At 56.3% G+C, this 13,344-nt stretch carries 18 protein-coding genes; 12 read left to right on the plus strand and 6 right to left on the minus strand.

Features of this window, described 5'->3' with window-relative positions; translation table 11 throughout:
• Positions 1-6: 6 nt before the first annotated feature.
• The 7 genes from CDI07_RS07250 to CDI07_RS07280 are packed head-to-tail and all read left to right on the plus strand — an operon-like array spanning position 7 to position 5,082.
• On the plus strand, positions 7-1,089 hold the full coding sequence (locus CDI07_RS07250) for a DUF917 domain-containing protein (RefSeq protein ID WP_088180984.1): 1,083 nt from the start codon (positions 7-9) through the stop codon (positions 1,087-1,089).
• Positions 1,090-1,111: 22 nt separating this feature from the next.
• The gene (locus CDI07_RS07255) at positions 1,112-1,774 is read left to right on the plus strand and encodes an aspartate/glutamate racemase family protein (protein WP_088180985.1); all 663 of its coding nucleotides are present in this window, start codon (positions 1,112-1,114) and stop codon (positions 1,772-1,774) included.
• Positions 1,767-2,807, plus strand: a complete 1,041-nt coding sequence (locus tag CDI07_RS07260; RefSeq protein WP_226996557.1) for an aminopeptidase — start codon at positions 1,767-1,769, stop codon at positions 2,805-2,807. Before CDI07_RS07255 ends, CDI07_RS07260 begins: the two co-directional genes overlap by 8 nt.
• 21 nt (positions 2,808-2,828) lie before the next feature.
• Entirely contained in the window at positions 2,829-3,344 is a 516-nt protein-coding gene (locus tag CDI07_RS07265; RefSeq protein ID WP_226996625.1) for a nitroreductase family protein, read from the plus strand.
• The gene (locus tag CDI07_RS07270; protein ID WP_088180987.1) at positions 3,316-3,618 is read left to right on the plus strand and encodes a DUF6092 family protein; all 303 of its coding nucleotides are present in this window, start codon (positions 3,316-3,318) and stop codon (positions 3,616-3,618) included. The genes CDI07_RS07265 and CDI07_RS07270 overlap by 29 nt, the downstream gene beginning before the upstream one ends.
• A 38-nt stretch (positions 3,619-3,656) precedes the next feature.
• Positions 3,657-4,196 (plus strand): Lrp/AsnC family transcriptional regulator, encoded by a 540-nt coding sequence (locus CDI07_RS07275; protein ID WP_088180988.1) that lies wholly within the window; start codon positions 3,657-3,659, stop codon positions 4,194-4,196.
• Positions 4,197-4,245: 49 nt separating this feature from the next.
• Entirely contained in the window at positions 4,246-5,082 is an 837-nt protein-coding gene (locus CDI07_RS07280; protein ID WP_088180989.1) for a universal stress protein, read from the plus strand.
• A 92-nt stretch (positions 5,083-5,174) separates the two neighbouring features.
• Here CDI07_RS07280 and CDI07_RS07285 read toward each other — a convergent pair whose 3' ends face one another.
• Both CDI07_RS07285 and cutA read right to left on the minus strand, forming a co-directional pair.
• On the minus strand, positions 5,175-5,762 hold the full coding sequence (locus tag CDI07_RS07285; RefSeq protein ID WP_088180990.1) for a DUF99 family protein: 588 nt from the start codon (positions 5,760-5,762) through the stop codon (positions 5,175-5,177).
• Positions 5,759-6,070, minus strand: coding sequence for a divalent-cation tolerance protein CutA (gene cutA / locus CDI07_RS07290; RefSeq protein WP_088180991.1), 312 nt, complete (start codon positions 6,068-6,070; stop codon positions 5,759-5,761). The genes CDI07_RS07285 and cutA overlap by 4 nt, the downstream gene beginning before the upstream one ends.
• A gap of 70 nt (positions 6,071-6,140) precedes the next feature.
• On the opposite strand from cutA, the gene CDI07_RS07295 reads away from it, so the two are divergent.
• Positions 6,141-6,416: an acylphosphatase gene (locus CDI07_RS07295; protein WP_088180992.1), complete on the plus strand. Its 276-nt coding sequence runs from the start codon at positions 6,141-6,143 to the stop codon at positions 6,414-6,416.
• Here the strand turns inward: CDI07_RS07295 and CDI07_RS07300 are convergent.
• Complete coding sequence (locus CDI07_RS07300) at positions 6,406-6,999, minus strand: regulator of amino acid metabolism, contains ACT domain protein (protein ID WP_088180993.1); 594 nt, start codon at positions 6,997-6,999, stop codon at positions 6,406-6,408. The genes CDI07_RS07295 and CDI07_RS07300 overlap by 11 nt on opposite strands.
• A gap of 116 nt (positions 7,000-7,115) precedes the next feature.
• Here CDI07_RS07300 and CDI07_RS07305 point away from each other — a divergent pair, with 116 nt between their 5' ends.
• The 4 genes from CDI07_RS07305 to CDI07_RS07320 all read left to right on the plus strand — a co-directional run bounded on the left by CDI07_RS07305 (position 7,116) and on the right by CDI07_RS07320 (position 9,902).
• Positions 7,116-8,006, plus strand: coding sequence for an ADP-dependent ribose-1-phosphate kinase (locus CDI07_RS07305; protein WP_088180994.1), 891 nt, complete (start codon positions 7,116-7,118; stop codon positions 8,004-8,006).
• A 158-nt stretch (positions 8,007-8,164) separates the two neighbouring features.
• Complete coding sequence (locus CDI07_RS07310) at positions 8,165-8,449, plus strand: hypothetical protein (protein WP_088180995.1); 285 nt, start codon at positions 8,165-8,167, stop codon at positions 8,447-8,449.
• 141 nt (positions 8,450-8,590) lie between these two features.
• On the plus strand, positions 8,591-9,124 hold the full coding sequence (gene tfe, locus CDI07_RS07315) for a transcription factor E (RefSeq protein WP_088181562.1): 534 nt from the start codon (positions 8,591-8,593) through the stop codon (positions 9,122-9,124).
• A gap of 43 nt (positions 9,125-9,167) precedes the next feature.
• The gene (locus tag CDI07_RS07320; protein ID WP_088180996.1) at positions 9,168-9,902 is read left to right on the plus strand and encodes a DUF2110 family protein; all 735 of its coding nucleotides are present in this window, start codon (positions 9,168-9,170) and stop codon (positions 9,900-9,902) included.
• Here CDI07_RS07320 and CDI07_RS07325 read toward each other — a convergent pair.
• The 3 genes from CDI07_RS07325 to CDI07_RS07335 all read right to left on the minus strand — a co-directional run bounded on the left by CDI07_RS07325 (position 9,886) and on the right by CDI07_RS07335 (position 13,283).
• Positions 9,886-11,253: a hypothetical protein gene (locus tag CDI07_RS07325; RefSeq protein WP_088180997.1), complete on the minus strand. Its 1,368-nt coding sequence runs from the start codon at positions 11,251-11,253 to the stop codon at positions 9,886-9,888. The two genes, CDI07_RS07320 and CDI07_RS07325, sit on opposite strands and share 17 nt — an antisense overlap.
• Before the next feature lie 86 nt (positions 11,254-11,339).
• On the minus strand, positions 11,340-12,245 hold the full coding sequence (locus CDI07_RS07330) for an Mrp/NBP35 family ATP-binding protein (RefSeq protein WP_088180998.1): 906 nt from the start codon (positions 12,243-12,245) through the stop codon (positions 11,340-11,342).
• Between the two features lie 132 nt (positions 12,246-12,377).
• On the minus strand, positions 12,378-13,283 hold the full coding sequence (locus CDI07_RS07335) for an AAA family ATPase (protein WP_088180999.1): 906 nt from the start codon (positions 13,281-13,283) through the stop codon (positions 12,378-12,380).
• Between the last annotated feature and the right edge of the window lie 61 nt (positions 13,284-13,344).

The following is a 13,344-nucleotide window of genomic DNA, read 5'->3' on the forward strand; positions in this document are numbered from 1 at the left end:
GGAAGTATGAGGGTGTTGAACGAGCAGGATTTGAGGGACCTCTTGGAGGGTTGCACCGTCCTTGGTACCGGTGGGGGCGGCGACCCCGCCGAGGGCTGGGAGATGGTAAAGAAGGAGCTTGACGCCGGGCGGGAGTTCCGCTTGGCAAGTTTGGAGGAGATTCCCGACGACGGCGTGGTGCCGATGCCGTATTTCGTCGGCTCTCTCGCCGGCGAAAAGGTCGAATCCTTCTACGAGGAGGGCGAAGCCGTTCGCTCCTATAGGGTTTTAGAGGACTTCATGGGGGAGAAATTTGCCGCCGTCATCTCAACCGAACTCGGTGGGGCGAACACGGCTGCGGCGCTGGCGACGGCGGCCAGGCTAGGGAGGCCGATAGTTGACGGCGACCCGGCAGGAAGGTCGGTTCCGGAGCTGCAGCATACCACGTATTACATCGTCGGCGTTGAGATGGCCCCGTTTGCCGTTGTTACCCCCTACGGTGACGAGATAGTGGTGGGCCGCGTCAAGGACGACTTCCAGGCCGAAAAGCTCGTCAGGGCCATAGCATCTTCGATAAAAACCAACGTTGGTGTCACGTCGCATCCTGTCAGGGGGAGGGAACTCAGGAACGCGGTTGTGAAGGACGCCATAAGCCACGCTCTGAACATGGGCAGGGCGCTGAGAACCGCCAGGGAAAACGGGGGGAACCCGATAGAGGCCTTGCTCAAAGCGGGGAACGGCTTCCTGCTGTTTGAGGGCGTCGCCACGAAGGCAGAATGGCGGGAGGAATCGGGATTCACCGTCGGGGAATTCGAGCTTGAGGGAACGGGTGAGTTCAAGGGAGAGACTTACAGGGTCTGGTACAAGAACGAGAACCTAATCTCCTGGAGGGACGGGGAGGTTGACGTCACGATACCCGACCTCATATCCGTGCTTACCCCGGACGGCCACCCCGTGACGAACCCCCACGTGGAGGAGGGGAAGGAGTACGTCGTTGTTGGCTTCCCCGCCCCCGAGCTGTGGAGAACACCGAAGGGTCTGGAGATATTCGGGCCGAAGTATCTGGGGCTTGAGAGGGAGTACGTTCCCATAGAGGAGCGTCCCCGCTGAATTCATTTTTTGAGGTGTTTCCATGAGGATACTCGTCATAAATCCCGTTGGAACGGATGAATGGAACGAATCCGACAGGAGAATCTACGAAACGTTTGCATCGAAGGACACGCACATAGACGTTGTGAGCCTGGAAACCGGGCCCAGGTCAATAGAGAACAGGGCCGCCGAAACCGAGGTTCTCCCGCTCATAGTCCGGAAGGCCCTGGAGCTTCATGAGGGGTACGACGGGATAATCGTCAACTGCTGCCTCGACCCGGCAGTCGACGTCATCCGCTCCCTGATCCCTACTCCCACAGTCGGCCCCTGCCAAGCCTCTCTTGCCCTGGCCTCGGTCTTTGGAAGGAAGGCGGGAATAGTCACGGTTTCAAAGACCGCGGTGCCCCTCTTCGAGGAGCTGGTACTGAAGTACAGGATGGACAAGCGGGTAACGAGCATAAGGGGAATAGACATCTCCGTCCCGCAGATAACAGCCGATGAGAACCGAACGGTGCGTCTGCTCAGGGAGGAAATATCCCTGGCCATATCGGACAGTGCCGATGTTATCCTCCTTGGCTGCACTGGACTGGCCGGGTTCGCGGAGAAGGTTAAGCCGTTCTTCGACGTCCCCATCCTCGACCCCGTCGCCGCGGCGGTTAAGATCGTTGAGGATATGGTGGAGCTTGGGGGGATGAAGGGTGAATGAGCTCTCGATAGAGGTGCAGGAAGGGGCCTACACGCTGGTTAGGGACGTTATGAAGGTTCAGCCGGGGGAGGCCGTTGTCATAACCGCCGACACCGGGAGCGATTGGAACGTTGTGGAGGCAACCGCCAAGGCGGCGAAGCTCGTGGGGGCGAAGCCCCTCGTCCTGTGGTATTCAATGCCGCCCCACGTCGGAAAGGCCGCCGACCCGTACCTGCCGATGGGCCCCCTTGAGGCCGCTCTGAAGAACGCGGACGTCTGGATAGAGTTCAACAAAAGCTGGCTCCTTTACTCGACCCCCTGGGACAGGGTTATGGCCGAGAGGAGTGTGCGCTATATCTGTCTCGTTGGAATGACCGGCGATATGATGGTGCGGAACATCGGAAGGATAAACGTCCCGGTTCTTCTTGAATTCCAGAGGGTTCTGGCAAAGCTGACCAGGGAGAGCCGGAAGATGGAGATAACCAGCCCAGCGGGTATGGACGTTAAATTCGAAAATGACCCGGGGAGACCCGTGTTCACGGAGGGGGACGTTAACGGCCCCGGCGACTACATGCTCTTCGGGCAGGTGGACTGGGCACCGGTGGAGGAGACCATAAACGGAACCATAGTCTTCGATGGCTCCGTGTGGCCCCCGCAGGAGCTCGGAATACTGAAGGAGCCCATCGCCCTTGAGGTCGAGGAAGGAAAGGTCGTGGGGATAGACGGTGGCTGGGAGGCCAGGTTCTTCGAGAGATGGCTCCGGAGCTTCAACGACCCGGGAATGTTCAACATAGCCCACCTCTCCTACGGTTGCAACCCCGGCGCAAAGCTCACCGGAAACATTCTGGAGGACGAGCGTGTCTGGGGGGCGGTGGAGTGGGGCCTCGGCAATCAGGCCGAGAGCTTTAAGGGCAAGTTCGGCCCCGCGAAGAGCCACACCGACGGTATATGCCTGGCCCCGACCGTCAAAGGCGATGGAAGGTACATCATAAAGGACGGAGAGTACGCTCATCCCGAGCTGAAAAGGTTGGAGAAGCGTCTCCTTAAGGAGTGAGGGTGAGTCAAGTTGGAGGTAATGGAAGCGATAAAGGGCAGAAGGGCCGTTAGGAGATTTCAGGATAGGGATATCCCCTTGGAGGACATGAGAAAAATTCTTGAGGCCGGGATATGGGCTCCGAGCGGGAGCAACGTTCAGCCGTGGGAGTTCATCGTTGTCATGGAGAGGGACAACGTTGAGAAGGTGAAACTAATCTCCCCCGGCCTGTTTGGAAATCCGGCGGCTCTGGTGGTGCTCTGCGTAAACCGCAAACTGGCCGAAAGGGGCGGGAAGCTCGGGGAGGAAAGCGCCCTCATGGACGTCTCTATGGCGGCCCAGAACATGATGCTGATGGCATACTCACTGGGCATAGGCTCCTGTCCGGTGCTTTCCTTCAACAAAGCAGCCCTCAGGGAACTCCTGAACATACCCGAGCACGTGGAGCCAGTCCTTATCCTTATCTTTGGCTATCCCAAGGTCTGGCCGAAGCCGCCGAGGAGGAAACCGCTGAGGGAGGTGGCACACGTTGAGGAGTACGGACGGCCTTTTGAGTGACAAGCACTTTCAGCTCCTGGCGTTTTTGATAACGAGCGCGAGGGGATGCATAGACGAGCCAAAGCTCTACGGGCCGTTGAGGCTGCTCGACGCAGCTTCGAGGCTGATAGAAATTATGGAGGATGAAGGCAAGGCCGGCGAAGAGGTGCTCAGGCTCAGGGAGCTCGTCGAGGAGGCCATCGACGTCCTGATGTACGACCAGGAGGAATTCGTGAGGCTGACCGATGAACTGTCGCGGGAGCTTGCAAGAATTATCAGGAATCAAAAAACTTAAGTCTATTTTTTCCAAATTCGTTATTTAGGTGACACGTTATGGTGAACAAAAAGAAAAAATCCTACTCCTGGAACCCTGAGGACATCAAGTTCTGGAGGGAGATGAGCAAGGGCGAGCTGAGCGACCTTGACGTTAAGATTTTCTTGGCGCTGAGGGAGAACGGCAGACTTCCCGATACGGAACTCGCGAGGATAACGGGCGTTTCAGTCCCGACCGCCAGGAGGCACAGGATAAGCCTTCAGGAAAGGGGCTACGTGCGGATAATGGCCCTGTTTATCTTTGAGGAGTTCGGTCTGGCGTCGGCGGATGTGCTCGTCAAATTCCGGGAAGATGCACCGAAGGAAAAAGTCGCCGGCTTCATGGAGGAGGCGATATCCCACAGGAAGGTCTTCGAAATAGACGAGTACATGGGGGAGTACAATGTGGTAATCAAGTTCTTTGACAAGGACTTCAAGGAGCTCAAAAAGACGATAGATGAGTTTCTCCAGGGGAGAGATATAATCCAGAAAACCCTGATACTGCCGGCAGTCTCCAGCCCGAAGCTGTTCACGACCCGCATGAAATACAAGCACGTCTAGAGCAACGATAATAAGCATCAACGTCCAAATTAATACCGAGGTGTCCAAGATGTTTGAGAAAGTTTTGTATCCGACCGACTTTTCGGACGTTTCCCTACACGCCCTTCGCACGTGCATTCCCGAACTCGTCTCCATGGGGGTTAAGGAGCTTTACCTCATCCACGTCGTTGACATAACCATAGCCGAGTTCGAGGCCTTTGAGCTTGAGGATATTTACCGCGAGAAGCTTGAGAAGCTCGCCAGAGAGCTCAAAACTGACGGTGTAACCGTGAACGCGATAGTCAGGATAGGGATTCCTTCGATTGAGATAGCGGAGGTGGCGGAGGAGGTTGACATAGACCTCGTCGTCATCCCAAGCGTCGGCGAGAACATCTGGAGGACTATGTTCATGGGCAGCACCGCCTCCAACCTCGCCAGGGCCACCAGGCGGCCGGTTCTCCTTCTGAAGTACCAGAAGAAGGATGACGGTTTCGAGCCCTCGGTGGACTGCTCGACGATATTCAAACGCCCGCTGGTCACGCTGGACTTCTCGAAGTGCTCGATAAAGATAATCAAGACCGTCAGGGAGTTCGAGGAACTCATAGAGCGGGGAATCCTCGTCCACTCCGTGGACTACGGCAAGATGGACGAGCTTGAGCACAACATAGAGGTGGCGAAGCTCAACCTGCGGAAATCCGCCAAGGGCGTGAGGGTGGAGTTTGAGTTTGAGGTTCTCGTGGGTTCCGCCAGTCAGGCGATAATAGGAACCGCACTGGCAAAGAACGCCACGCTCATAGTCATCGGTAAGAAGGGCAGAAACTTCCTGAAGGACCTGCTCCTCGGTAGCACCGCGGAGAGGGTCATGAGGGACTCAAAAGTCCCGGTGCTGCTGGTACCGTGTGATTAGCCTCAGACTGGAACGGCTTCCACATCAAGATTCGGTAGCTACCCTGTTGCCATCATCGGCCGTTTCTTTCTTTCCCCGAGCCTCTTATAAACCTACTCCCGCGTGCTCTCTCCCCTCATCACGGCGCTGGCTATCATGTGTGCCAGCCTCAGGGGTTCCGGAATCAGGCCCGTTTTGGTCGTCACCCGGACTATCTCCGCGGCGGTATCGGCTTCGAGGCCCAGGGCTTGGATGTAGAGCCTCTCCGGGACGAGCTCCACCAGAGATGGGGCTTTCCTCAGAAGGCCTATCCTCCCCTCGGCATCGGTGAAGTGCTTTCTCAGCGCCCCCTCCATGGCCGCTAGGTCTGGCCTCTTCCTCACCACGACAACGACGGGCAGGCCCGTCTCGGAGTGGAGCCTTTCGAGGTCAACGACGTTGAAGCCGGCGTAGGTTATTCCCTTCAGCATTATCACGCGCAGGTCTTTGAATCTGGAGGAGTTGACGGCGTCTATCATCGCATCGGTGGCGTCGTTTCCGTCGACGGTTATCCAGCGCGAGAGAACGCCAACAACCTCCTGGGAGCCCTTCATGACCACGCCTATCAGAATCGTCTTCTCCCGTTCGAGTTTGGAGGAGAAAGAGAAGGTTCCGTCGTCGAATCCAACGACGCGGATCTGCGGCTTGACCTTCCTTATCATGACAGCACCTTCTCAAGCCACTCCAGGTACTCCCCGTTGACCTTGTCCACCTCTATTCTGGCAATCACGGGAACCTCGTACGGGTGCATCTCCTTGATGGCCTCCCGCAGTTCCTTCCACTTCTCGACCTCTGTCTTGAGTATGGCGCCGACTTCCGCCCCTTCCTCGATCTTCTCCTCCCACCAGTAGAGCGCTTTGTGCTCCCTGAGGTTGGCGCAGGCGATGAGCTTCCTCTCCAGGAGGGCTTTCACTATTCTCTCCGCGCTGTCCCAGTCGGGGAAGGTCGTGTAGACCAGTACCATCTCCATCTTCCCCACCGGATTAGGGTCGACGGATAAGCTTAAATCGGTTGTGGGAGTATCATCGAGGGGATGGTGTATGAGGAGGGTAAGGGCTCACCTTAAAATCTACGGGCGCGTTCAGGGGGTTGGATTCAGGTGGAGCATGCAGAGGGAGGCGAGAAAGCTCGGCGTTAGCGGCTGGGTGAGGAATTTGCCCGACGGAACCGTCGAGGCAGTGGTAGAGGGTGACCCGGAGAGGGTTGAGGCACTGATCGGCTGGGCTCACCAGGGCCCGCTCCTGGCGAGGGTCACAAGGGTTGACGTAAAATGGGAAGAACCGGAGGGGCTTGAAGGGTTCAGGGTCACGGGGTAGCCTCTAGCCTCTCGATTAGGATCCTTTTCGGGCAGTACTTGACCTCGCAGTAGTTGCAGACGAACCGCTCCTTGTCTTTCTCCGGGGTGTGGAGGATTAGCTTTCTGAACCCCTCCATCTCCTTGACCCTCATGAAGACCTCAACTGGAAGAGTGCCGTCTATGACTATGTATAGCTTCGTGGGTTCCTCGCGGAGGTTTCTGCTGAAGACCTCCATGACCGGAACGCCGTTCTCCGAGAGCAGGCCGAGGACCTCTGAGAAACCGCGGAGGTAGCCTCCCTTCTCCAGTTCTATCTCCAGAACCTCCCACCCCATCAGGGGTGCGACGTCTATGAGGCTCGGCAGGGGGTTGAGCCTCTCGAAGATGAGCTTGAGGGGATATGTCTTTTCGATGTATTCTATCGTGTGGTACACTATCTTCCTGTTGACCCCGATTACCCTCGCGAGCTCGCTTATCGGAACTTCCACGTTTCTGAGGTATATCTTCCCGTTCTTCACGCTGAGACCGTTCTCAAAGAGGAACTCTGCCACCTTCCTCCTGGCGGGATAGTTCTTGAAGTACGCCTCCAGTATGAGCATCATTTTTGTCCACCTCTTACTCATATATGGGTAGGAATGGATATTTAAATCTTTCCCCGGATTCCCCCGCAAGTTTATTAACAATGCCCGGCCCATCTCTCTATTCAGAGGTGAGGGTCATGGCAAGGTTCGACGTTGTGGGTGTGGGCAACCTCAACTACGATATCATACTGCTCGTAGAGCGTTTTCCCGAGTTCCACGAGAAGGTCAACGCCGAAAACGCGTTCTTCGGTCTGGGCGGTGCCGCCGCCAACACCATAAGCTGGCTGGCCACGTTTGGGCTGAGAACCGGCTATATAGGGGCCGTTGGAAGGGACGAGATTGGGGAGGCTCACATCTCGTACTTTAGAAGGCTGGGCGTTGATACGGGGGGCATCAGAACGGTGGACGCGCCCTCAGGGGTTGCCGTTGCCATAATACACGGGGAGGACAAGAGGATAGTGAAGTACCCCGGTGCCAATCGCATGAAGGAGATAGACTTCGATTACCTCTCAGGGGCGAGGCACGTGCACCTCTCCTCAAACCCGCCGGAGACGATAGTTGAGGTCGTGAACTTCGCCAGCGATAGGGGAATAACGGTTTCCCTGGACATAGGAGAGGCCGAGCTCCCGAGGGATGTGGAGGAGAGGGTGGATTACCTCATGATGAACGAGGATGAATACCGGAGGAAGTTCGGTTCGCTGGACCTCTCGCTCTCAAGCGCCAGGAACCTCGTGGTCACCCTCAACGGCGGCGGTGCCCTTGTGAGGGACGAGAACGGAAACGTCCGCGAGGTTCGTGGGCTGAGTGCCGAGGTCGTTGACTCGACCGGCGCTGGAGACGCTTTCGATGCGGGGGTCATATACGGCGTTCTCAATGGGTGGACGCTTGAGGAAGCCGCCAGGCTCGGCATGCTGCTGGCGTATCTCACCGTTCAGAAGGTCGGGGCGAGAAGCGCGGTGGTTTCCCTGGAAAAAGTCGTTGAGGTGGCGAGGGAAACGGGAATCGAACTGCCCTTCGAGAGGTCATGATGCCGGCCCGTCGTTCGGGAATTCCGGAAATCGCGCCTCATAACGTTTAAATAATAGCCGGTATCATTTTATTCAAAGGGTCCTTAGGAAACCCTTAAAAATCCGCATCCTAAAAGCCTTAGAGAGACCAAAAAGTCTTTGGGCTGGAGGTGGAGCACTTGGAAATCATAATCGACAACTTCAAGCCGAAGATCACCCGTCCCTTCAAGAGGAAGAACGAGTACTGGGTCAAGCTCATCACTCAGGACGGGGAGTATATAATGAAGTTTAAAACTCCCCTCGAGGCGGAGGATGCTATCTACGGCATGCTAGACGACCTTCAGGTTTACGGGGGCAAGGTCAAGCTCAAGCTCAGGGAGGGTAACGTTATCGAGGACATAGAGGTTATGGAGCTCTACAAGCCCTCCGCGAAGGAATTGCTTAACGAGTACTTCACCGATTAGCCCATCCAACGTTCTTTTCTGTTCACTGGCGTTGGAAATATGACAAAAACCTATATATACTCCAGCTCACATAGTTTGTTATTGGACAGTATTTATGCGCTAAAATTCAGCGTGTTTAAATATTCTCTGGAGGTTGTTATGGTGGCGAGGAGAAAAAACAAGGAGCTCCTTGAGCTTGCGCTGGACATGGGCGGTGAGGAGGCCGTTGAGGTAATCAAGGCTCTCGAGAAGAAGAAGGAATCCACCGACGAGGAGCTCGCCGAGATAACGGGCATTAGAGTCAACACCGTCAGAAAGGTCCTCTACATGCTCTACGACCAGGGGCTGGCTGAGTTCAAGCGCATAAGGGATAAAGAAACCGGCTGGTATTACTACTACTGGCGCCTTGAGACCAAGCGCCTCCCGGAGATAATCCGGGCCAAGAAGATGGCGGAACTCAAGAAGCTCAGGGAGATGCTGGAGGAAGAGACCAGCGAGATTTACTACCACTGCGGCACGCCGGGTCATCCAAAGCTGACCTTCGATGAGGCCATGGAGTACGAGTTCCAGTGCCCGATATGCGGCCAGATGCTCATGCAGTACGACAACACCGCCGTCGTCGAGGAGCTCAAGAGGCGCATCGAGGAGCTCGAGATAGAGCTCGGCCTCAGGAAGAAGCCCAGGAAGAAGAAGTGATGTGTGTTTGAACGGTTGGTAATGAACTTCGGGGATGGTGAGTATGCAGGAAGTAGTTATTCTTGAGAAGGTTTACGGGGATAGGAGTGGTTTTCTTAAGCTCGACAAGAAGCTGAAGGCCCTCCTTGGAGATTTAGAAGTCGAATGGAAACTTTCGGCGGTCAAGAAGAACTGGATTAAGGTTTCCCTGAACGGGGAGGATGAGGAGATAAGCGCGAACCTCGTCCGCGAGGAGTTCGGCGAGGTTCCCTACAAGCTGAGCGCGGTTAAAGAGGGAGAGACCTACCGCGGTCGCTTCGTGGACCTCGGTAAGGTCGGCTACGGGGCCTACGTGGACATCGGAATCTTCACGCCGAGGCCCAAGGACGCGCTGCTCCCCCTGTACTACCTCAAAGAGACCTTCGGTGAAATGCCCGTCAGGCAGATGATAAGGGACTTCGGATGGGTGGACAACCTGCCCATCGAGGTAACCGTGACCGAGGTGGAGTTCGGTGCTAGGGAGGTTGAGCTGGCCTTCAGCGACGCCCAGCTGAAGCGCATAGAGGGCTGGATAAGCGACGGCTACGACAAGCTCTTCATAGCCGGCACCGTGAGCGAGAACGTTGAAAAAGCCCTCATCAAAACGGGCCACGGAAGGGACGTGAAGCGCATAGAGGAGCTGGGTCTCATGGAGACCCTCCTGATACTCAAGAAGGGGACCCAGGCCCCCGGAATAATCAAGGAAATCGGTCCGCACCTCAGGGGGACCCTCATCGGGGCCGTCAAGTTCCGGGAGTGAGCCCGTGCACCAGTCTCACGGTCAGGGCTGAGATAAGGACGAAGCAGTATGGAAACAGCGAGGGCACGAACAACGACGCCGGAAGGTACAGAATCGTCATCAGGAGCAGAAACGCCGTCTGACCCTTCATCTTTATTCCCCTTTCTCCCGCGGCCATCACGTAGGCCATCGTCACCAGGGCCAGGGCGCTGTTGAACAGGAACCTCTCCAGGTACCCCCATCCGTGCGGGTCCATTCCCTTTGGAAGGCCAACGGGAACCCCGAACTGGAGGTACATGAGGAGAATCCCGGCGCCGGTTATCAGCAGGTATGCGTAGTTTCTTAGGTGCCTCTTCGGGAACGTGATGACAAATGCTATTGGTATGAAGACCAGGTACGGGTTTATGGCTATCGTGAGCAGTGTGAAGGCCGAGAGAACGAAGGTCTGGAGCAGGGCCTTCCACTTTTCGGGGGAGAACGTCACGTTGCTCACGATGGCGAGGGTTATCGCGAGGCCCGCCAGTCCGAGGGCGCTGCCGTTGATGTGGTACAGGTTCTCCCTGAACATGGGGGCAACGAACGTAAGCCCGAATATCATAAAGCCGAGTTCACGGGCCCTCTTGGGTGCCAGGTAGAAGGAGAACGATGCTATCAGCAGGATAAGAATCCAGTGGACGAAGATTATGTTCTCCTCGATCGGTGGCACGAACCTGAAGACGGACCCCATTATCATGCTGAGGGGCGACTCGGGAGAACCGCCCACGGCGAATGTTACCGCCTGGAGGAGGTAGCGCAGGAATCCTTCCGTCAGGACGGGCCTTTGGGCGGTCAGGTACCAGAGGATGAAGAGTGACACGGTTAGGATGTAGAAGCTACCTGCGTGGCTGTCGTCGCGCCTCAGGGCGAGCAGGAACGCCAGGATGAGGGTGGACAGGAGTACTAGAAAAGCCACCACCGAGCCTCGGGGGGGATTCCAAAGCCCTTCAAAGGCCCTCTCGGTCATGTAGATGTTGTCCTCGGAGCCGGTTATGAGAACGGTGCCGTTGAGGACGACGATGGAGGGGAGAAGGGAAGCGTTGGCGGGAAGCCCCGTGAGGTTCCAGACGTCAGCCATCGCGGGGTTGTTGTAGACGTTTCCCACCAGAACGAGCGTTTCGTTGCCGTGGGGCTTTATCGTGTAGAGCCTCTCGTCCACGTAGTACGCCCATCCCCTGGCCCACTCATCGTTACCTGCCAAGACCGTGTAGGACGAGCTTGAGTTTAGAAACGCCTGAAACGCATCCTGGCTAGGATAGTAACTTAACCTCTCCGCGGAGACCAGTGGAAGGGCGGTTAGGATGATTAGAGTTACCAGAACGAGGGCCCGTTTCATCGTATCCCTCCCAGTGAGATACCCAGAAGTGGTTAAAAAGTTAATGCAGCGGAAGTCGATAAAGAAGGAAAGGATTCGTTGGGAGATTACTCCTCCTTGGATTCATCCGGGGCTTCCTTCTCGCCCTTCATCGCTTCGAGCTTCTCCACGAGCTTGTCAACTATCTTCATGAAGGCCTTGGCCGCAACGGTGTCCTCGTAGAGGACTATAGGTATGCCCGCGTCGCTGGCCTCTCTGGCCTTGAGGTCTATCGGAATCTCTCCGAGGAAGTCAACCCCCTCCTTCTCGGCGAGCTTCTTTCCGCCACCCTTGCCGAAGATGTCTATCTCGTTGCCGCAGTGCGGGCAGATGAGGTAGCTCATGTTCTCGACGACCGCGACGTAGGGCACCTCCATCTTCTTCATCATGTTGACGGCCTTGCCCGTGTCGAGCAGAGCGACCTCCTGCGGGGTGGTCACTATGACCGCCGCATCGAGCTTGAGGGTCTGGGTGACGGTCAGTATCTCGTCGCCGGTTCCGGGCGGGAAGTCAACTATCATGAAATCCAGCGAACCCCACTTGACGTCGCCGAGGAGCTGCTTGATTGCCTTCGTGACAAGGGCCCCGCGCCAGATTATCGGCTGGTCGTCCGGAACGAGGAACCCCATGCTCATGACCTTGATCGGGGTTGTCTGGCCAAGGAAGTCGTTCATCGGAGGTATCATCTCAAACCTGCCGTCTTCCATCTTCTCGGCCAGAACCTCGGCCCTGTCGACGCCGAGCATCTTGGCGACGTTCGGTCCGTGTATGTCCGCGTCGAGTATTCCGACGAAGTAGCCCTTCTTTGCGAGTGCGGCGGCGATGTTGACCGCCACGGTGCTCTTTCCAACGCCACCCTTACCGCTCAGGACGGCTATCTTGTACGTCCACTTCTCCTGCTTCTCGTTTATCCTCTGGGTGAGGGGATCAGCGCCCAGTCCGCCTATGTTGAGTGTGGGAGCTTTGATGGTCATCCAATTCACCTCCGGCTTAGGTTGACCTAAGGGGCTTAAAAGTTTTGTCCCAAACTTCGACAGTGTTACACATATGTGGGTATCCAGATCGTGGGATGAAAGTTGAAAGAAACCGGAAGCGCAGCGTTTTGACTACTCCGCGTACTTCAGGAGGATGTCCTTCAGCTCCAGGGCTTTCATGTAGGTCGGTGACTCGGGATTGGCGAGTATTGCCTCTATCTCCGGGTCGTACTCCTCCACCATCTCGTCGTAGGGGATCACCGTCTTCGTCGTGAAGTCGTTGAAGCCGAGCTCGTTCAGGATTCTCTCGACCTTTTCCACGTGGCCTTCCTTCTTCACTTTGTTGATCACCAGGTGGATGTGGTCTATGCCCAGCTGCCTCGCCAGTTTCGCCGCATCGACGGCCACCTGAACGGAGTTGTAGGTTGGCTCCGTGAGTATAACCGCCTGCTTGAAGCCCCTGGCGAGGGCCCTTCCAAAGTGCTCCAGCCCGGCCTGCGTGTCCATCAGGATTATCTCGCCCTTCCTGAGGTTGATGTACTTGATGACGGCATCGAGGAGAGCATTTTCGGGGCAGAGACAGCCGGCCGCGGCCTGAACCACGCTTCCCATGACGAGGAGCATGACGCCATCGGGTCCGACGACGCCGAAGCGGTCAACGACGTCCCTGACGTCGGGGGTGAGTGAGAAGTACAGACCCCAGTTGGTGCCCGGCCTCGCTCCCGTTTTTTCCTCTATGTAATCTAGGTTTCTGTTTAGGGGAACTATCTTATCGCGCACTTCCTTTGGAACGCCGAGGGCGTGTGCGAGGTTCATCTGGGGGTCCTCATCAACGGCCAGAACGCGGTAGCCGTCCCTGGCCAGGAGCCTTGCGAGAATAGCCGTCATCGTGGTTTTTCCAACTCCGCCCTTGCCAGTTATCACGACCCTAAAACCTTCCTCGGGGGTCTGCTTTTTCGTCCGCTCCCTGAGTTCATCGGCGATTTCAAACAGTTTTTTTCTCCTCTCCTCATCCTCGGGATTCAGGGGTTTTGTCATAATCGAGCACCTCTAATGATTGAAATACGGCGATATAAATGCTTTTAGGTTCGATATACGA

Origin of the sequence: Thermococcus sp. 5-4 (assembly GCF_002197185.1) — an archaeon.
Lineage (GTDB): Archaea > Methanobacteriota_B > Thermococci > Thermococcales > Thermococcaceae > Thermococcus > Thermococcus radiotolerans.

Coding starts and splice junctions, on each gene's coding strand:
- CDI07_RS07255 (WP_088180985.1), top strand. CDS start 1,112: ATGAGGATACTCGTCATAAATCCCGTTGGAACGGATGAATGGAACGAA.
- CDI07_RS07265 (WP_226996625.1), top strand. CDS start 2,829: ATGGAAGCGATAAAGGGCAGAAGGGCCGTTAGGAGATTTCAGGATAGG.
- CDI07_RS07285 (WP_088180990.1), bottom strand. CDS start 5,762: ATGATAAGGAAGGTCAAGCCGCAGATCCGCGTCGTTGGATTCGACGAC.
- CDI07_RS07330 (WP_088180998.1), bottom strand. CDS start 12,245: ATGACCATCAAAGCTCCCACACTCAACATAGGCGGACTGGGCGCTGAT.
- CDI07_RS07300 (WP_088180993.1), bottom strand. CDS start 6,999: ATGATGCTCATACTGGAGGCGTACTTCAAGAACTATCCCGCCAGGAGG.
- CDI07_RS07275 (WP_088180988.1), top strand. CDS start 3,657: ATGGTGAACAAAAAGAAAAAATCCTACTCCTGGAACCCTGAGGACATC.
- CDI07_RS07325 (WP_088180997.1), bottom strand. CDS start 11,253: ATGAAACGGGCCCTCGTTCTGGTAACTCTAATCATCCTAACCGCCCTT.
- CDI07_RS07305 (WP_088180994.1), top strand. CDS start 7,116: ATGGCAAGGTTCGACGTTGTGGGTGTGGGCAACCTCAACTACGATATC.
- CDI07_RS07250 (WP_088180984.1), top strand. CDS start 7: ATGAGGGTGTTGAACGAGCAGGATTTGAGGGACCTCTTGGAGGGTTGC.
- CDI07_RS07320 (WP_088180996.1), top strand. CDS start 9,168: ATGCAGGAAGTAGTTATTCTTGAGAAGGTTTACGGGGATAGGAGTGGT.
- CDI07_RS07295 (WP_088180992.1), top strand. CDS start 6,141: ATGAGGAGGGTAAGGGCTCACCTTAAAATCTACGGGCGCGTTCAGGGG.
- cutA (WP_088180991.1), bottom strand. CDS start 6,070: ATGGAGATGGTACTGGTCTACACGACCTTCCCCGACTGGGACAGCGCG.
- CDI07_RS07335 (WP_088180999.1), bottom strand. CDS start 13,283: ATGACAAAACCCCTGAATCCCGAGGATGAGGAGAGGAGAAAAAAACTG.
- CDI07_RS07280 (WP_088180989.1), top strand. CDS start 4,246: ATGTTTGAGAAAGTTTTGTATCCGACCGACTTTTCGGACGTTTCCCTA.